The 18776-nt window shown below is 66.6% G+C and carries 13 protein-coding genes and 1 pseudogene; 7 read left to right on the forward strand and 7 right to left on the reverse strand.

The window, feature by feature from the left end; all coding sequences use genetic code 11:
* Positions 1-62: 62 nt before the first annotated feature.
* Positions 63-1391: an ammonium transporter gene (locus AT700_RS27525; RefSeq protein ID WP_003109815.1), complete on the reverse strand. Its 1329-nt coding sequence runs from the start codon at positions 1389-1391 to the stop codon at positions 63-65.
* 39 nt (positions 1392-1430) lie between these two features.
* Positions 1431-1769, reverse strand: a complete 339-nt coding sequence (gene glnK / locus AT700_RS27530) for a P-II family nitrogen regulator (protein WP_003096476.1) — start codon at positions 1767-1769, stop codon at positions 1431-1433.
* Positions 1770-2208: 439 nt separating this feature from the next.
* Between glnK and AT700_RS27535 the strand changes: the two genes are divergently transcribed.
* From AT700_RS27535 to betT, 3 genes are all read left to right on the forward strand, one after another.
* Positions 2209-2469, forward strand: coding sequence for an accessory factor UbiK family protein (locus AT700_RS27535; RefSeq protein ID WP_003096478.1), 261 nt, complete (start codon positions 2209-2211; stop codon positions 2467-2469).
* A 40-nt stretch (positions 2470-2509) separates the two neighbouring features.
* Positions 2510-4003 carry a YifB family Mg chelatase-like AAA ATPase gene (locus tag AT700_RS27540; RefSeq protein WP_003098248.1) on the forward strand — a complete coding sequence of 498 codons (1494 nt, stop codon included), beginning with the start codon at positions 2510-2512 and terminating at the stop codon, positions 4001-4003.
* 124 nt (positions 4004-4127) lie between these two features.
* Entirely contained in the window at positions 4128-6113 is a 1986-nt protein-coding gene (gene betT, locus AT700_RS27545) for a choline BCCT transporter BetT (protein WP_003096496.1), read from the forward strand.
* Between the two features lie 42 nt (positions 6114-6155).
* On the opposite strand, the pseudogene pchP reads toward betT, so the two are convergent.
* A pseudogene (gene pchP, locus AT700_RS27550) lies at positions 6156-7204 on the reverse strand (phosphorylcholine phosphatase).
* A gap of 150 nt (positions 7205-7354) precedes the next feature.
* Positions 7355-8272, reverse strand: coding sequence for a LysR substrate-binding domain-containing protein (locus tag AT700_RS27555; protein ID WP_003098255.1), 918 nt, complete (start codon positions 8270-8272; stop codon positions 7355-7357).
* A 148-nt stretch (positions 8273-8420) separates the two neighbouring features.
* Here AT700_RS27555 and AT700_RS27560 point away from each other — a divergent pair, with 148 nt between their 5' ends.
* Positions 8421-9887, forward strand: coding sequence for a NorM family multidrug efflux MATE transporter (locus AT700_RS27560; RefSeq protein WP_003457845.1), 1467 nt, complete (start codon positions 8421-8423; stop codon positions 9885-9887).
* Here the strand turns inward: AT700_RS27560 and AT700_RS27565 are convergent.
* Positions 9799-11475 carry a putative bifunctional diguanylate cyclase/phosphodiesterase gene (locus AT700_RS27565; RefSeq protein ID WP_003121292.1) on the reverse strand — a complete coding sequence of 559 codons (1677 nt, stop codon included), beginning with the start codon at positions 11473-11475 and terminating at the stop codon, positions 9799-9801. The genes AT700_RS27560 and AT700_RS27565 overlap by 89 nt on opposite strands.
* 187 nt (positions 11476-11662) lie before the next feature.
* Here AT700_RS27565 and rep point away from each other — a divergent pair, with 187 nt between their 5' ends.
* The 3 genes from rep to AT700_RS27580 all read left to right on the forward strand — a co-directional run bounded on the left by rep (position 11663) and on the right by AT700_RS27580 (position 16260).
* The gene (rep, locus tag AT700_RS27570; RefSeq protein ID WP_003110454.1) at positions 11663-13672 is read left to right on the forward strand and encodes a DNA helicase Rep; all 2010 of its coding nucleotides are present in this window, start codon (positions 11663-11665) and stop codon (positions 13670-13672) included.
* Positions 13673-13805: 133 nt separating this feature from the next.
* On the forward strand, positions 13806-15524 hold the full coding sequence (locus tag AT700_RS27575) for a thiamine pyrophosphate-dependent enzyme (protein ID WP_048521740.1): 1719 nt from the start codon (positions 13806-13808) through the stop codon (positions 15522-15524).
* A gap of 163 nt (positions 15525-15687) precedes the next feature.
* Entirely contained in the window at positions 15688-16260 is a 573-nt protein-coding gene (locus tag AT700_RS27580; RefSeq protein WP_003110452.1) for a xanthine phosphoribosyltransferase, read from the forward strand.
* Positions 16261-16267: 7 nt separating this feature from the next.
* Here the strand turns inward: AT700_RS27580 and AT700_RS27585 are convergent, their stop codons facing one another.
* Positions 16268-18127, reverse strand: a complete 1860-nt coding sequence (locus tag AT700_RS27585; RefSeq protein ID WP_003123719.1) for an acetyl-CoA hydrolase/transferase C-terminal domain-containing protein — start codon at positions 18125-18127, stop codon at positions 16268-16270.
* 209 nt (positions 18128-18336) lie between these two features.
* Positions 18337-18765, reverse strand: coding sequence for a c-type cytochrome (locus AT700_RS27590; protein WP_003096511.1), 429 nt, complete (start codon positions 18763-18765; stop codon positions 18337-18339).
* Positions 18766-18776 lie beyond the last annotated feature (11 nt).

Here is an 18776-nt window from a genome sequence, read left to right on the forward strand (position 1 = left end):
TCGGCGAAGGCGAGCGCGGGAGGCAAACCGACGCCCGGCGGAAAGCCGGGCGCCGGCAGGTATTACAGGTTGTAGCCGCGCTCGTTGTGCAGCGCCAGGTCGAGGCCGACCGCTTCCTCTTCCTCGGTGACCCGCAGGCCCATGACCAGGTCCAGCACCTTGAGGATCACGAAGGTCACCACGGCGGTGTAGACCACGGTGAAGGCCACGCCCTTGAACTGCACGAAGAACTGCGCGCCGATGTCCTCCACGCTGCCGAAGCCGCCCAGCGACGGCGCCGCGAAGATCCCGGTGAGCAGCGCGCCGACGATACCGCCGACCGCATGTACGCCGAAGGCGTCGAGGGAATCGTCGTATTTCAGCGCGCGCTTGAGACTGGTGGCGGCGAAGAAACAGATCACCCCGGAGGCCAGGCCGATCACCAGCGCGCCCATCGGACCGGCGGTGCCGGCGGCCGGGGTGATGGCCACCAGACCGGCGACCACGCCGGACGCGATGCCCAGGGCGCTCGGCTTGCCGTGGGTGATCCACTCGGCGAACATCCAGGCCAGGGCCGCGGCGGCGGTGGCGATCTGGGTCACCAGCATGGCCATCCCGGCGGTGCCGTTGGCGGCGGCGGCGGAACCGGCGTTGAAACCGAACCAGCCGATCCACAGCATGGCCGCCCCGACCAAGGTGTAGCCGAGGTTGTGCGGCGCCATCGGCGTGGTCGGGTAGCCCTTGCGCTTGCCCAGCACCAGGCAGGCGACCAGACCGGCGATACCGGCGTTGATGTGCACCACGGTGCCGCCGGCGAAGTCCAGCACGCCCCAGTCCCACATCAGGGCGCCGTCACCGCTCCAGACCATGTGCGCGATCGGCGCGTAGACCACGGTGAACCAGACCGCCATGAAGATCAGCATCGCCGAGAACTTCATGCGCTCGGCGAAGGCGCCGACGATCAGCGCCGGAGTGATGATCGCGAAGGTCATCTGGAAGGTGATGAACACGCTTTCCGGGAACAGCGCGGTGGCGGAAGTCAGGCCGTCGGCGGTGAGACCGCTGAGGAAGGCCTTGTCCAGTCCGCCGACGAAGGAATTGAAGTTGAGGACGCCCTTCTCCATCCCGGCGGTATCGAACGCCAGGCTGTAGCCATAGACCACCCAGAGAATGGTGATCAGGCCGGTGATGGCGAAGCACTGCATCATGATCGACAGCACGTTCTTCGCTCGCACCATGCCGCCGTAGAACAGCGCCAGGCCGGGGATGGTCATGAGCAGGACGAGCGCAGTGGAGATCAGCATCCAGGCGGTGTCGCCGCTGTTCAGGACGGGCTCCTCGGCGGCCAGGGCGACGCCCGGCAAAGCGAGGGACAATAGGGCTCCTAGCCCTGCGATCTTACGCAGAGTCATGTTGGTATTCTCCTGGGGCTTTTGGGGGTTCGGTTGGGCTTAGATCGCGTCGGTATCGGTTTCGCCGGTACGGATGCGGATGGCCTGTTCCAGGTTCACCACGAAGATCTTGCCGTCACCGATCTTGCCGGTATTGGCCGCCTTGGTGATCGCCTCGATGACGCGGTCCAGCTGGTCGTCGGCGATCGCCACGTCGATCTTCACCTTGGGCAGGAAGTCGACGACGTACTCGGCGCCGCGATACAGCTCGGTGTGGCCCTTTTGCCGGCCGAAACCCTTGACCTCGGTCACCGTGATGCCCTGCACACCGATCTCGGACAACGACTCGCGGACGTCGTCCAACTTGAACGGCTTGATGATGGCAGTGACTAGCTTCATGAAACTCTCTCCCGTGTTTGGTGGACTCGCCCCAGGAAAACGAACCCGAGGACAGTCTAAGCGCAGTGTCTGGCTTTGTAACGCGCCGGTCCCTCTGGGAAGCATGATCGGGACCCTCCGCCCCGACCTGGCCCTGCTGCGGCCGTTCGATGCCGCAACCTGCCGGCCTCCCGCAACCGCCTCATCTGCCGCACCGGTACTGCTTCAGTGCACGCCTCACCCCGGCCAAAGCAGAAAGCTTGCCAGCTCCGGCAAATCCGCCGGATTTCAAGCTCTTAGCCGCCAGCCCGGGGATAGTGCGGAACGCCGGGCTCCGGGCGGCGCACCAAATAGGCGCAGACGCGCTCCGACAGTTGCGCAAAAAGTGTGCAATGGCCCTCCCGCGAGCGCCGCCGACATCGTGCTAGACTGCCGCCCACTCGTTACCGGAACCCTCGCCATGCTGCCGCCCAAAGCCGTCTTCGAAGCCCTCAGCCAACAAGCCAGCCGCCTGTTCGCCGGCGAATCGCCGTTGCCCAAGGCCGAGCTGGAGTCGCAGTTCCGCGCCCTGATGCAGAGCGCCTTCAGCAAGCTCGACCTGGTCAGCCGCGAGGAGTTCGACAGCCAGATGCTGGTCCTCGCCCGCACTCGCGCACGGCTGGAAGCCCTGGAGGCCAAGGTGGCGGAACTCGAAAGCAAGCTGACGCCGCCCGCCGACTGATCCTCCCCCCTGCGAGCGGCGTGAGATCAAGGAGCGATCCATGTCCCTGGCGATTGTCCACAGCCGAGCCCAGGTCGGCGTCGAAGCCCCCTGCGTCAGCGTCGAGGCGCACCTGGCCAACGGCCTGCCTTCGCTGACCCTGGTCGGCCTGCCGGAAACCGCGGTGCGCGAGAGCAAGGACCGCGTGCGCAGCGCCCTGCTCAATGCCGGTTTCGACTTCCCCGCGCGGCGCATCACCCTCAACCTCGCCCCCGCCGACCTACCCAAGGACGGCGGTCGCTTCGACCTGGCCATCGCACTCGGCATCCTCGCCGCCAGCGGCCAGTTGCCCGGCACCGCCCTCGACGGCCTGGAGTGCCTCGGCGAACTGGCCCTGTCCGGGGCGATCCGGCCAGTGCGAGGCGTATTGCCGGCCGCGCTGGCGGCGCGCGACGCAAGGCGCGTTCTGGTGGTACCGAAGGAAAATGCCGAAGAGGCCAGCCTGGCCAGCGGGCTGACGGTGTTCGCCGTGGACCACCTGCTGGAGATCGCCGGACACCTCTCCGGCCAGGCCCCGCTGCCGCCCTACCAGGCCCGCGGCCTGCTCCGCGCGCCCTTCCCTTATCCAGACCTGGCCGAGGTCCAGGGCCAGGCCGCCGCCAAGCGCGCCCTGCTGGTGGCCGCCGCCGGCGCGCACAACCTGTTGCTCAGCGGCCCGCCGGGCACCGGCAAGACCCTCCTGGCCAGCCGCCTGCCCGGCCTGCTGCCGGCGCTCGACGAGGACGAAGCCCTGGAGGTCGCGGCGATCCATTCGGTGGCCAGCCACGTCCCCCTCAGGCACTGGCCGCAGCGACCGTTCCGCCAGCCGCACCACTCCGCCTCCGCGCCGGCCCTGGTCGGCGGCGGCAGCCGCCCGCAGCCGGGCGAGATCACCCTGGCGCACCAGGGCGTGCTGTTCCTCGACGAACTGCCGGAGTTCGAGCGCAAGGTCCTGGAGGTCCTGCGCGAACCGCTGGAAAGCGGCGAGATCGTCATTGCCCGGGCCAACGGCCGGGTACGTTTCCCGGCGCGCTTCCAACTGGTGGCGGCGATGAATCCCTGTCCCTGTGGCTACCTCGGCGATCCCAGTGGCCGCTGCCGCTGCACCCCGGAACAGGTCCAGCGCTACCGGGGCAAGCTGTCCGGACCGCTGCTCGATCGCATCGACCTGCACGTCAGCGTGCTCCGCGAAAGCACCAGCCTGCAGCCAGGACACGGCGAAACCGCTACCGCCGAGGTCAGCGAACGGGTGGGCGCCGCACGGCAACGGCAACTGGCCCGCCAGGGCTGCGCCAATGCCCATCTCGATCTCCAGGCGATGCACCGCAATTGTGCACTCGCCGAAGCGGACCGCCGCTGGCTGGAGGCTGCCGGAGAGCGCCTGGAACTTTCCTTGCGCGCCTTGCATCGCATACTCAAGGTGGCCCGGACGCTGGCCGACCTGGAGCGCATCGATGCCATCGAACGCCGGCACCTGGCGGAAGCCCTGCAGTATCGGGCAATGACCTCCACGTGAAGCGTAATAATTCAGCAAAGCTATCGATTAAGGCTTTTCGAATCAAATTAGCTATCACGATGTGTTAGGCTGTTTCGTCTTCCGCCTTCGGCGGGCAATCCGATCACAAGGAGAGCTAGCTTACATGGAGACACCCACTACCCCCCGGAGCACCCTGAATCCTCCGGTCTTCTATACCTCCGCCGCCCTGATCCTGGCCCTGGTGCTGTTTACCGTGCTCCTCCAGGAAGAAGCGCAATCGCTGTTCAACCACGTCCAGCAATGGATCATCACCAACGCCAGCTGGTTCTACGTACTGGCCGTGGCGCTGATCCTGATCAGCGTGGTGTTCCTCGCCGTCAGCCGCTACGGCGACATCAAGCTCGGCCCCGACCACAGTCGTCCCGACTACCGCAACACCACCTGGTTCGCCATGCTGTTCTCCGCCGGCATGGGCATCGGCCTGATGTTCTTCGGCGTTGCCGAACCGGTGATGCACTTCACCACCCCGCCGGTGGGCGAGCCGAACACCGTGCAGGCGGCGAAGGAAGCGATGAAGCTGACCTTCTTCCACTGGGGCCTGCATGCCTGGGCGATCTACGCCATCGTCGCGCTGATCCTGGCCTTCTTCAGCTATCGCCACGGCCTGCCGCTGACCCTGCGCTCGGCGCTGTATCCGCTGATCGGCGAACGTATCTACGGCCCCATCGGCCACGCGGTGGATATCTTCGCGATCATCGGCACCGTGTTCGGCGTGGCGACTTCGCTCGGCTACGGCGTGCTGCAGATCAACAGCGGCCTGCACCACCTGTTCGGCTGGCCGGTGAACCAGACCGTGCAGATCGCCCTGATCGCCGCCACCTGCGGCCTCGCCACGCTATCGGTGGCCAGCGGACTGGACCGCGGCATCCGCATCCTGTCCGAACTGAACCTGAGCCTGGCGGTGATCCTGCTGCTCTTCGTGCTGGTCCTCGGGCCGACCGTGTTTCTCCTGCAGACCTACGTGCAGAACACCGGGGCCTACCTGTCCGACATCGTCAACAAGACCTTCAACCTGTACGCCTACGAGCCCACCGACTGGATCGGCGGCTGGACCCTGCTGTACTGGGGCTGGTGGCTGTCCTGGTCGCCCTTCGTCGGCCTGTTCATCGCCCGTATCTCGCGCGGCCGCACCATCCGCGAATTCGTCTGCGGCGTGCTGTTCGTCCCGGCCGGCTTCACCCTGCTGTGGATGACGGTGTTCGGCGATACCGCCATCCACATGGTCCTGCAGGAGGGCTTCACCCAGTTGGCCGAAGTGGTCAACCAGGACAGTTCGGTGGCGCTGTTCGCCTTCCTCGAGCACTTCCCGCTGGGCAGCGTGATCTCGCTGGTAGCGGTGCTGATGGTGGTGGTGTTCTTCGTCACCTCGGCCGACTCCGGCGCGCTGGTGGTGGACATGCTGGCCTCCAGCGGCAAGGACCACTCGCCGCTCTGGCAGCGGATATTCTGGTCGGTGCTGATGGGCGTGGTGGCCATCGCCCTGCTCCTCGCCGATGGCCTCAAGGCGCTGCAAACCGCGACCATCGCCAGCGCGCTGCCATTCTCCATCGTGCTCCTGGCGTCGATCTGGGGCCTGTTCAAGGCGCTGCACCTGGATGCCACCAAGCGCGGCATCCGCTACCAGGCGCTGACCTTCTCCCGCCCCACCACGCGCAGCGGCGCAAGCGAGGGCGACGGTTGGCAGCGCCGCCTGCGCAACATCGCCATGTTCCCAAGGCGCAGCCACGTCAACCGCTTCATCACCGATGTGGCGCGACCGGCCTGCGAGGACGTCGCCGCCGAACTGCGCAAGCAGGGCTACGAAGTCCAGGTGCAGGACGGCGAGGACGGCCGGGTTCGGCTGGAAGTCAGCCACGGCGGCGAGGTCGATTTCATCTACGAGGTGCGTCCGCGCGCCTTCACCACGCCGAGCTTCGTGATGCGCGACACCGAGGACAGCAGCGAGTCGCGCAAGTATTTCCGCGCCGAGGTCCATCTCCAGGAAGGCGGCCAGGACTACGACATCATGGGCTGGAGCCGCGACGGCGTGATCGGCGACATCCTCGACCAGTACGAGCGGCACATGCACTTCCTGCACGTGGTGCGCTGAGGGATGCGGGGGCCGGCCAATGCCGGCCCCTCGCCGTTTCGCCTACTGGATCTGCTCCGGAGTGACGATCACCCAGTTCCTGTCCGCCGTCACCGGCAGGCCGGCCTTGGCCTGTGCGGCGGAATGCTGCTTGATCATGCCGTTGATCTGCTCCATGTACTTGGCCTTGCGGTTGACCCACAGGTGCACGCCGTTTTCCGCGGTGCCGTTGAACAGCATGTAACCGTCGCTGTCCGGGGTATCGCCGGCGACCAGGATCGGCCGCTTCCAGCGGTCGATGTAGGTGAGGATCGCAGCCTGCTTGCCGGCCATCCAGGTCGCCGGGGTCCACAGGTAGGGGGTCACCTCCAGGTCGAGGTTGACCTTGGGATCGTACTTGCCCTCGGCGATCTGCTTGCGCGCAGTGGTCAGCTCGCCGGTCTTGCGGTTCTTCAGCAGGGTGGTGACGCCGATGACGTTCTCCGGCTTGGCGTTGTAGCCATACCTGGGGTCCGCCGCGACCATCCGCACCAGTTCCTCATGGGCCGCGCTGATCACGTAGACCTCGATGCCGTTTTCCATCAGCTTGTTGTAAAGCTCGCGCTGGCCGCTGAACACGCGCGGCGGCTCGACGTCGAGCGTGGCGAGCTTGTCGCCGTCGTAATAGGTGGCGGGGATCGGCTTGCCGTAGGCCATCAGTTCGTCGACATAGCCCTTCAGTTCCCTGAGGGTGAAGCCTGAGAACACCTGGGCGACCCAGGGATAGCAGACCATGTCGTCGATCTCGCAAAGCCGGTAGTAGTAGCTGAACAGGCTCTCCTTGTGCCCGGCCTGGTCCTTGAACGGGATCAGTTTCAGCGAAGGGTCGAGCCTGTCGCGGGTCAGCACGCCCTTCATTTCCAGATAGGGCAGCAGCGATTCTTCCAGGTCGTAGCGATAGCTGGTGTTGTCCATGTCGAACACGGCATAGGCGCCCTTGTTCGCGTTGGCCTCGATCAGTGCATTCAGTTGCCTGGCGGCGGGGCCGGCCAGTGCTCGAGTTCGGTGGCGCTGGCCTGGCCGACTGCGGCGGCGAGCGCCAGCGCGGCGAGTATTCCTTTGGCGAAGGTCATGGCGGGTTCCTTTGGGCGGTTGGAAGGAAGCTCCGTCCCCTGCCGCTCCCGACAGGCAACGACCAACGACCCTAGCGCAAACCCTGCGCCCGGCCCAGCGACGGCAGCGACCTGTAACGTCGCGTCAGCGCCAGGAGTTGTCCGGCGGCGTCACGCCAGCCGCTCGACGACGGGCAGACGCATCGCCGCCACCTCCGCGAGGAGGAAGTCGCGCAATCGCTGGAAGCGTTCCTGTCCCCTGCGGGCGCGAGGCCAGACCAGGTGATAGCTTTCGCCGCTGGCCACCGCCACCGGCCAGGGCAGGCCGATGCGGCCCTGGGCGACATCCTCGGCGACCATCACCAGGTCGCCGATGGACACGCCATAGCCTCGCGCGGCGGCGACGATGCCCAGTTCCAGCGTGTCGAACACCTGGCCGCCCTTGAGCGACACCTCCTCCCCCAGCCCGGTCCGTTGCAGCCAGCGTCGCCAGTCGCGACGATCCGGCGTGGGGTGCAGCAACTCGCTGTCACGCAGGCGTTGGAGGGTCCAGGGCTCCACGGCCTCGTCGGGATCGCAGACCGGCACCAGCCATTCGGCGAACAGCGCTGCCGTTTCCCATTCCGGGCTGAACTGGCCGCTGCCCAGCAACACCGCGCAGTCGAAAGGCTCGCGCTGGAAGTCCACCGAGTCCACATCCATCCAGGCACTGGTGAGCTGCACCTCGATATCCGGGTTCAGGTGGCGGAAGCGGCTCAGGCGCGGTAGCAGCCAGCGCAGGGTAAGGGTGGAAGGCGCCTTCAGGCGCAGGGTGGCGTCGTCCACACGCAGGGCGGTGCAGGCCCGTTCCAGCGCATCGAAGCCGTCGCGCAGCCCGGGCAGTAGCAGGCGTGCCGGCTCGGTCAGCTGCAACTGGCGGCCATGGCGCTCGAACAGACGACAACCGAAGTGCTCTTCCAGGGTACGGATGTGCCGGCTCACCGCGCTCTGGGTTATCGCCAGTTCCTCGCCGGCGCGGGTGAAAGAGGCGTGCCGGGCGGCAGCCTCGAAGGCGCGCAGGGCATACAGCGGGGGCAGGCGACGGGTCATTGGGGAATTACCTCTTTCATGACTTTTACTCATGCCTGGCATCTTGTTTTTCCTTTTGTGGAGCCATGCCAGTCGCACCGAGAATAGCCGCATTCTCAACGCCGACAGGCCATCGCGGCAACCATCTCCTCCTGAGCCTTACTCATCCATGTCCTCGCCATCCCTCGTCGAACTCAAAGCCATCCTGCGCCTGGCGGGCCCGTTGATCGCCGCCCAGCTGGCCTATGTCGCCATGGTCTTCACCGACACCGTGATGATGGGCAAGCTCGGCCCCGACGCGCTGGCCGCCGGCGGCCTGGGCGCGGTCAGCTACGCCTTCGTCTCGACGTTCTGTGTCGGCGTGGTGGCAGCGGTCGGCAACCTGGTGGCGATCCGTCACGGCTGCGACGACGCCGCTGGCGCCGCCGCGGCCGCTCGCTCCGGACTCTGGGTCGGCGCCGCGCTGGCCCTGGCCGCCGGCCTGCTGCTATGGAACCTGCGGCCGCTGCTCCTGGTCTTCGGCCAGGCGCCGCAGACGGTGGACGGCGCCATGCAGTTCCTCCACAGCCTGACATTCGCCCTGCCCGGCTACATGGCCTTCATGGTCCTGCGCGGCTTCACCAGCGCCATCGACCGCGCCGGCCCGGTGATGGCGATCAGCGTGCTCGGCGCGCTGGCCAACCTGGCTCTCAACTATTCCTTCATAGAAGGCCTGTTCGGCCTGCCGCGCCTGGGCCTGGCCGGTATCGGCCTGGTCACCGCCCTCGTCATGAACTGCATGCCGCTGCTGCTGGCCCTGTATATCCGCCTGCAGCCGGCCTATGCCGAGTACTCGCTGCTGCGCGGACTGGGACGGCCGCAGCGGGCGATGGTCGAGGAGATACTGCGCCTGGGGCTGCCCATCGGTGGCACCTACGCGGTGGAGTCGGGGATGTTCACGGTCGCCACCCTGTGCATGGGCATCATCGGCGATCACGCCCTGGCCGCGCACCAGATCGCCATCCAGGCGGTATACGTGGCGTTCATGGTGCCGGTGGGGTTGTCGTACGCCACCACCTACCGCATCGGCCAGCATTTCGGCGCCGGCCGCCTGCTCGAAGCACGCCGCGCCGGGCGTGTCGGCATCGGCTTCGGCGCGCTGTGCATGCTGCTCTTCGCCGGGCTCTTCTGGTGGATGCCGGAGGCCATCATCGGCCTGTTCCTCGACCGCGACGCCCCGGCCAACCGGGAGGTGGCCGCGATGGCCGTCTCGCTGCTGGCGATCGCCGCCTGGTTCGAGCTGTTCGACGGCACCCAGAACGTCGCCATGGGCGCGATCCGCGGTCTCAAGGACGCCCGCACCACCTTCCTGGTCGGCCTGGCCTGCTACTGGCTGGTCGGCGTGCCGCTGGCCTGCCTGCTGGCGTTCGCGGCCGGCTGGGGCGCCGCGGGCGTCTGGTGGGGGCTGGCCGGCGGCCTGGCCTGCGCAGCCATCGGCCTGACCCTGGCCTTCGAGTGGAAGACCGCGCGGTTGCTGCCGAAAGCCACGGCCAGCGAGACGTCGGCGCTCAATTGCCGAGCGGCTGGCCGCGGTGCGCCGAGCGCTCGCCGATGCCCAGGAAACGCGCCAGTTCCGCCAGCGGCAGCGGCGGACTGATCCAGTAGCCCTGCACCTGGTCGCAACCGAAATCGCGCAACTGCTCCTGCTGGCGCAGGGTCTCCACGCCTTCGGCAACCACTTCCAGGTTGAGGTTGTGCGCCAGGTTGATCATCGCCCGCACCAGTTGGAAGTTTTCCGCCCGCTGGTCCATGCCGCCGACGAAGCTGCGGTCGATCTTCAACAGGGTGATCGGCAGGCTATTGAGGTGGACGAAGGACGAGAAACCGGTGCCGAAGTCGTCCAGCGAAAAGCGCACGCCCAGTTGGCCGAGCGCCTGCATGGTCTGCAGCACCTGGTCGCTGCGCCGCATCACGGCGGTCTCGGTCAGTTCGAACTCGAGCCAGCGCGCGTCGACGCCGTGCTCTTCGATCAACCGTTGCAGGGTCGGCAGCAACTGGCTGTCCTGGAACTGGCGGAACGACAGGTTCACCGCCATGTGCAACGGCTCCAGGCCGCGCCCGTTGAGCCACTGCATGTCGCGCAGGGCGCGGGCGATGACCCAGTAGCCGAGCGGCACGATCAGCCCGCTCTCCTCGGCCAGCGGGACGAACTCGCTGGGCGTGAGCAGGCCCCGCTCGCCGTGGCGCCAGCGCACCAGCGCCTCCAGGCCGACGATGCGCCCGCTGTCCAGGCACAGTCGCGGCTGGTAGTGCAGCTCCAGCTCGTCGCGACGCAGCGCCCGGCGCAGTTCGGCTTCGAGGTCGGCGAGGCTGCGCACGCCACGGTTGATGCGTTCGTCGAAGACATGGAAGGTGCAACCCTGGCGGCTCTTGGCCTGCTGCATGGCGATGTGCGCATGCCACATCAGCGGGTCGGCACCTTCGTCGGCACGGGCATGGGCGAGTCCCAGGCTGCAACCCAGCAACAGGCTCTCGCCATCGATCCAGTAGGGCTCGCCGAGGCATTCGACGATGCGTTCGGCGACCCGCTCGGCGCGTTGCGGATCGCGACGGGTGTCCAGCAGCAGGGCGAACTCGTCGCTGCCCAGGCGCGCCAGGCTGTCGCCGTTCTCCATGAAGCCGCGCAGGCGGTTGACCACCTGCAGGATCAGGCGGTCGCCGCCCTGGTGGCCGAGGGAATCGTTGACGTGACGGAAGTTGTCCAGGTCGAGGTGGCCGAGCACCAGGCCACGCCCGTCGAATTCGCTGAGGCGCGCCGCGAGCAGGGTCTGGAAGCCCTGGCGGTTGGCGATGCCGGTCAGCGGATCCTGCTCGGCGAGCAGTTGCAGGGTCGCCTGCAAACCCAGGCGCTCGCGCGCGTAGCGCAGGCAGCGGCGCAGGCTGTCCTCGGAAAGCTGTTCGGCGGCCAGCCAGTCGACCACCCCAACCGGCGCCTGCGCCGGCTCCTGCTGCAACAGCAGGATCACCGGCCAGGGACAGGGAGTCCCCAGCGGCAGGCAGGCCGGCGTGGCCAGGAGCAGCCCCCGGGGCTCGGCGGCGAACAGGGTGGCCGCGCCCTCCCAGGTGGTGACGATGCTCAGCGAAAAGGCAGGCCCCAGCGCTCTCAGGCGTTCACCTAGCAGTGGCGCCCAGTCCGGCGTATCCGCCAGAAGGAGCAGGCGCAAGGGTTCTGCGGGCGCTGACAAGCAACCTCCAAAGTTTTAAGAATCTTCGTAAAGAACGAACGGCATCATCCTAATGCGGTAGGGAATCTACAGCAAAATGGCGTGAACGATCTCGGGATCGGTCACAGCTTGCACGCTAATTCTCGCGGATGCCAGCCAGCCTGTTAGAATACGCCCCCGCTTCAACCCTCTCTTCCGGCCTGTTCCTATGTCCCGACTCAATCCCCGGCAGCAAGAAGCCGTGAACTACGTCGGCGGTCCCCTGCTGGTCCTGGCTGGCGCCGGCTCCGGCAAGACCAGCGTGATCACCCGCAAGATCGCCTATCTCGTCCAGCAGTGCGGTATCCGCGCCCAGTACATCGTCGCCGTGACCTTCACCAACAAGGCCGCGCGGGAGATGAAGGAGCGCGTCGGCACCCTGCTGCGCGGCGGCGAGGGCAAGGGCCTGACCGTCTCGACCTTCCACAACCTCGGCCTGAACATCATCCGCAAGGAACACGAACGGCTCGGCTACAAGCCCGGTTTCTCGATCTTCGACGAGTCGGACATCAAGGCGCTGCTGACCGACATCATGCAGAAGGAGTATTCCGGGGACGACGGCGTCGACGAGATCAAGAACTACATCGGCGCCTGGAAGAACGACCTGATCCTTCCGGAGGAGGCGCTGGAAAAGGCCCGCAACCCCAAGGAGCAGACCGCCGCGATCGTCTACCTGCATTACCAGCGCACCCTGCGCGCCTACAACGCGGTGGACTTCGACGACCTGATCCTGCAACCGGTGAAGCTGTTCCAGGAACATCCGGACGTCCTCCAGAAGTGGCAGAACAAGGTGCGCTACATGCTGGTGGACGAGTACCAGGACACCAACGCCAGCCAGTACCTGCTGGTCAAGCTGCTGGTGAAGGACCGCGCCCAGTTCACCGTGGTCGGCGACGACGATCAGTCGATCTACGCCTGGCGCGGCGCGCGTCCGGAAAACCTGATGCAGCTGAAGGAAGACTTCCCTTCGCTGAAGGTGGTGATGCTGGAGCAGAACTACCGCTCCACCAGCCGCATCCTCAAGTGCGCGAACGTCCTCATCGCCAACAACCCGCACGTATTCGAGAAGCAGTTGTGGAGCGAGATGGGCCACGGCGATCCGATCCGGGTGATCCGCTGCCGCAACGAGGACGCCGAGGCCGAGCGCATCGCCATGGAAATCCTCACCCTGCACCTGCGCACCGAGCGGCCGTACAGCGAGTTCGCCATCCTCTACCGTGGCAACCACCAGGCCAAGCTGATGGAGCTGAAGCTCCAGCACCACCAGATTCCCTATCGGCTCTCTGGCGGCACCAGCTTCTTCGGGCGCCAGGAAGTGAAGGACCTGATGTCCTACTTCCGCCTGCTGGTGAACCCCGACGACGACAACGCCTTCCTCAGGGTGATCAACGTGCCGCGCCGGGAAATCGGTTCGGCGACCCTGGAGAAGCTCGGCAACTACGCCACCCAGCGCAAGATCTCGATGTACGCCGCCTGCGACGAGATGGGCCTGGCCGAGCACCTCGACAGCCGTTTCCACGAACGCCTGCAACGCTTCAAGCGCTGGATGGACGGTATCCGCCGACAGTGCGCGGAGAACGAGCCGATCGCCGTGCTGCGCAGCATGGTGATGGACATCGACTACGAGAACTGGCTGCGGCAGAACGCCTCCAGCGACAAGGTCGCCGAATTCCGCATGAGCAACGTCTGGTTCCTCATCGAGGCACTGAAGAACACCCTCGAGCGCGACGAGGAAGGCGACATGACCATCGAGCAGGCCATCGCCAAGCTGGTCCTGCGCGACATGCTGGAGCGCCAGCAGGAAGAAGAGGAAGGCGCCGAAGGCGTGCAGATGATGACCCTGCACGCGTCGAAGGGGCTGGAGTTCCCCTACGTGTTCATCATGGGCATGGAGGAAGAGATCCTGCCCCACCGTTCCAGCATCGAGGCCGACACGGTGGAAGAGGAGCGCCGCCTGGCCTACGTCGGCATCACCCGCGCGCGGCAGAACCTGGCGATGACCTTCGCCGCCAAGCGCAAGCAATACGGCGAGATCATCGACTGCTCGCCGAGCCGCTTCCTCGACGAACTGCCCCCCGAAGACCTCGAATGGGAAGGCATGGAAGACGCCCCGCAAGAGGTCAAGGCGGCCAAGGGCAACGCCGCCCTCGCCGACATCCGCGCCATGCTCAAGCGCTGAGCCCGCCGCGCCTCGACTGTCTCGATTTTCACAAAAGTGTCTTGCCCGATGCCTAGCCTCGGGCGAGGAACTTTTGCCGCTCCACGCGCGACCAAAATTAGCTAGCTAACGAATTCCATTCGAGGACAGCTTCATGTCGAGCAAGAAAGTCGCCGAGATCGTCGTGGAAACCCTGGAAGCCGCCGGCGTCCGCCATTGCTATGGCATCGTCGGCGACACCCTCAACCATGTCACCGACGCCATCCATCGCAGCCAGATCCAGTGGGTCCACGTGCGCCACGAAGAAGCGGCGGCCTTCGCCGCGGGCGCCGAGTCCTACATCAGCGGACGCCTGACCGCCTGCGCCGGCTCCTGCGGACCGGGCAGCCTGCACTTCATCAACGGCGTCTACGAGGCCCAGCGCAACCGCGCGCCGATGGTGCTGATCGCCAGCCAGATCGTTACCCCGCAACTGGGCATGGAGTTTCCCCAGGAGGTCGACTTCAAGGCGGTCTACGCCAGCTGCTCGGTGTTCTGCGAGCAGGTGCACAGCCCGGAACAGGCGCGCCGGGTGGTGGCCCTGGCCTGCCAGGCGGCGCTCAACCGGCGCGGCGTGGCGGTGGTGATCCTGCCGGCCGACATCAGCCAGGCCACGGTGAAGGACGACCTGCCGTTCTCGGTGCATTTCCCGCAACCGGTGCTGCGCCCCAGCGACGCCGAACTGCAGGACGTCGCCCGCCTGCTGGCCCACGGCAAGAAGATCGGCATCTACGCCGGCTCCGGCTGCCAGGGCGCCCACGACCTGCTGGTGGCCCTCGCCGACCGCCTCAAGGCGCCCATCGCGCACACGTCGCGGGCCAAGGACTTCGTCGAGTACGACAACCCCTTCAACATGGGCATGACCGGTATGCTCGGGATCGAGTCCGGCTTCCACATGATGACCGAGTGCGACACCCTCCTGCTGCTCGGCGCCGACTTCGCCTGGGCGCAGTTCTATCCGCAGAAGGCCACCCTGATCCAGGTCGACCGCGATGGCAGTCACCTGGGCCGCCGCCACCCCATCGATCTCGGCGTGGTCGGCGACGTGATCCCCACCCTCGAGGCGCTCTTGCCGTTGCTCGAAGCCCGCGAGGAGCGCAGCTTCCTCGACGAGTGCCTGGAGCACCGCGAGCGCTCGCTGCGGACGCTGGAAAAAGAGGAGCAAGCCGGCAAGGGCGAGCTGATCCATCCGCAGCACCTGGTCAGCCTGCTCGACCAGCACGCCAGCGAGGACGCCCTGTTCACCGCCGACGGCGGCTCGGCGATGGTCTGGCTGTTGCGTCACATCCACAGCAACGGCAAGCGCCGCACCCTCACCAGCCTGGTCCACGGCACCATGGCCAACGCCATGCCCCAGGCGCTGGGACTGAAGAAGGCCTACCCCGAGCGCCAGGTGATCTCGATCTCCGGCGACGGCGGCCTGGCCATGCTGCTCGGCGACCTGCTGACGGCCATCCAGGAAAAACTACCGATCAAGGTAGTGGTGCTGAACAATGCCTCGCTGAACTTCGTCGAGCTGGAACAGAAGGTCGAGGGCCTGCTGGACAACTACACCGACCTGCTCAACCCGGACTTCGCCCGTCTCGCCGAAGTGATCGGCTTCCACGGACGCAGGGTGACGCGCTCCGAGGAGCTCGAGGCGGCGGTGCAGGAGTTCCTCGCCCAGCCCGGTCCGGCGCTGCTGGACGTGCATACCAACCCTGCGGAGCTGGTGATGCCGCCGAAGATCGAGTTCGGCCAGGTCGCCGACACCGCGCTCTACGCCGCCAAGGCCGTGCTCAGCGGGCGCTTCAAGGACGTCGAGACGCTACTGGTGAACAACCTGCTGAAATGAGCCGGCAGCGGCGCGGCCCGCCTGCCACGGGGCCGCGCCGGGCAGGCGCGGATTCCTGACCGCTCGATCATGTTCGCTCGTCCGAGAGAACGTCGCGCGCGGCGCCGGCTGGCGGTACAATGCCGCGCTTCATCAGCGACAGCCGCTTCGCAGGAAGCCACCCGTGGACATTCTCAAAGACAAAATCCGCTCGGAAGGCATCGTCCTTTCCGAGCACGTACTCAAGGTCGACGCCTTTCTCAACCACCAGATCGACCCGCAGCTGATGCAGCAGGTCGGTCACGCGTTCGCCACGCGCTTCCGCGACCAGGGCATCACCAAGATCGTCACCATCGAGGCTTCCGGCATCGCCCCGGCGGTCATGGCCGGCCTGGAGCTGGGCGTCCCGGTGATCTTCGCCCGCAAGTACCAGTCGCTGACCCTGAAGGACAACCTGTACATCTCCAAGGTGTTCTCCTTCACCAAGCAGACCGAGAGCACCATCGCCATCTCGGCCAAGCACCTGAACGCCCACGACCACGTGCTGGTGATCGACGACTTCCTCGCCAACGGCCATGCCGCCAAGGCGCTGATCGACCTGATCGGCCAGGCCGGCGCGAGCATCGCCGGGCTCGGCATCGTCATCGAGAAATCCTTCCAGGATGGCCGCGCCCTGCTGGAAAGCGAAGGCTACCGGGTCGAGTCCCTGGCCCGGGTGAAATCGCTGGCCGGCGGTCAGGTCGAGTTCCTCGACTGAGCGCCACTCAGCCCCGCTCTTCCTGGCTGGCTCGCAGGCCGGCCAGCAGCAAGCGCTGGTAGAGTTCCTCGCGAAGCCCCTGCGGATCGTCCAGGTCCATGCGCCGCAGATGCGCCGGGTAGGCTTCTGGCTCCGGCGCATCCAGGGTCGCCTTGCCCAGTTCGAGGATCTCGCTCAGCTTCAGCTTGCGCTTGAGCCAACCCAGCGCCCGCAGCAGGTCCTGCTCGACCTCGTCGAAATCGCTGCCCAGGGGAAACTCCGGCAGCGCCGCTGCGTGGGCCTGGTGCAAGGCCTGCAGGCGCTCCGGGGTATTGTTGCGATAGCGTTCGGGCAGGACGAAATCCTTCGGCAGCTTGCCGGCCGACTGGGCCTGCTCGGCCAGCGCCTGCTGGAAGCGTGAGTCGGCGATGGCCAGCAGCGCGGCGATCACTTCCGCGTCATTCTTGCCGCGCAGGTCGGCGATCCCGTACTCGGTCACCACCATGTCACGCAAGTGCCGGGGAATGGTGGTGTGGGCGTACTGCCAGACGATGTTCGAACTGACCTCCCCGCCGGATTCGCGCCAGCTACGCAGCATCAGGATCGAACGTGCGCCCTCCAGCTCGTGAGCCTGGGCGACGAAGTTGTACTGCCCGCCGACGCCACTGAGCACCCGGCCGTCCTCCAACTGGTCGGCGACCCCGGCGCCGAGCAGGGTCACGGTGAAGGCGCTGTTGATGAAGCGCGCGTCGCGCCGCTGCAGACGCTTCAGCTCTTCCTGGCGGTACAGGTTGTTGACGAAGCCGATGCCGGTCATGCCGATCCCGGCGCGCTCTTCCAGCGACATCTCGCGCAGGCGCCGGTAGAACGCCAACGGACCGAGGAAAAAGCCGCCGTGCAGCCACACCCCGCCCTCCACCGGCGCCTCACCGCGCTCGGCGGCACGCTGCCGCGCTTCGTCGGGGTAGACCCGGCGGCTCAGCACGCCGGCCTCGGCCAGCGCCAGCAGACCCGGCACGAACATCTCGCTGCAACCGTAAAGCCCCCGGCGGAACGGCTCCAGGCCACCGTCGCGCTCGATCGTCTCGGCCCAGCGCGCACGCACACCCAGCTCGTCGATCAACGCCCGGTAGGTGGCGTTGTCGCGCTGGCGCAGCAGCAGGGCGGCGGTCAGCGCGTCGCCCATCGAGCCGATGCCGATCTGCAGGGTGCCGCCGTCGCGCACCAGCGCGCTGGCGTGGAGACCGATACAGTGATCCTGCAGGTTGACCGGCATGTTCGGCGTGGAGAACAGCCGGCTGCTTTCCGCCGGCGCGTCGATCAGCAGGTCGAATACCGACTCCTCGACCTCGGCGTCGCCCGGCAGGTAGGGCAGGTCATCGTGGACCACGCCGATGGCGACGATGGTCTCGCCAGCGGCGCGACGCTTCTCCAGCATCGGCAGGAGGTCCAGGGTGATATCCGGGTTGCAGGCCAGGCTCAGCTTGCCCGGCCGCTCGGGATGCCGCGCCACCAGCTGGGCCACCGCGTTGACGCCCTTGGCATTGATGTCGCGGGCGACGTGGCTGTAGTTGCAACTGATGTAGTGCTGCTGCGCCGGCGCGCTGTCCAGCAGGCTGCCGGGCTGCAGGTAGAACTCCTCGACGCGGATGTTCGCCGGCAGTTCGTCGCGGCGCAGGGCGTGCAGGTAATCCAGCTCCGGGTAGTCGGCGAAGACCCGTTCGGCGAAAGGCTCGAGGAAACGCCGTTGCAGGTCGCCGCCAGCGGCGGGACGCCCCAGGGAAAGCGCGGTATACAGCGTCAGCTGGCGCTCCGGCAGGGTCCGCAGGCGCTGGTACAACGCATTGACCAGTCGGTTGGGCTTGCCCAGCCCGAGGGGCAGGCCCATGCGAATCGGGCCCTCGATGGTCTGCAGCAAGTGATCGACTGCGGCGTCGATGGAACAGGTTCGGCTCAAGACGATGCCCTCCGGCGAATGGGTAGCCGGAAGTTTGGACCCTGTTTGCCGGCGGGACGATCCGCCAGCGGGAAAAACCCGCACCGCGGATACGAAAAAGCCGCCAGGAGGCGGCTTTTCGCGACACTGTCCCGGCGTTGTTACAGACCGGACATATGCTTGATCGCGGCTTTCAGCTCGTCGTCCGAGCAATCGGCGCAGGTGCCTTTCGGCGGCATGGCGTTGATACCGGAAATCGCCTTGGCCAGCAGGCCATCGAGGCCGCCTTGCTCCTTGGCGCGCTTGCCCCACTCGGCCTTGTCGCCAACCTTCGGCGCGCCCAGCAGGCCGGTGCCGTGGCAGGTGTTGCAGGTCTTGCCGACGATGTCTTCGCCGGAACGCGCACCGCCGCCACCGGCGGCTGCCGCGACGGCGCCGACGCCTTCGCATTCCTTGCCTTGTACGCAGACCTTGCCTACCGGCTCGAGGCGCTTGGCGATCGCATCGTCAGTGGTCGTAGCCTGAGCGCTTACAGCCCACAGGGCCAACACGGCAGCTTGGGCCGCCAGCATTTTTTTAATCAGGTTCACCCTTACACCCT

The sequence above is a fragment of the Pseudomonas aeruginosa genome, from assembly GCF_001457615.1.
Taxonomy (GTDB): Bacteria; Pseudomonadota; Gammaproteobacteria; order Pseudomonadales; family Pseudomonadaceae; genus Pseudomonas; species Pseudomonas aeruginosa.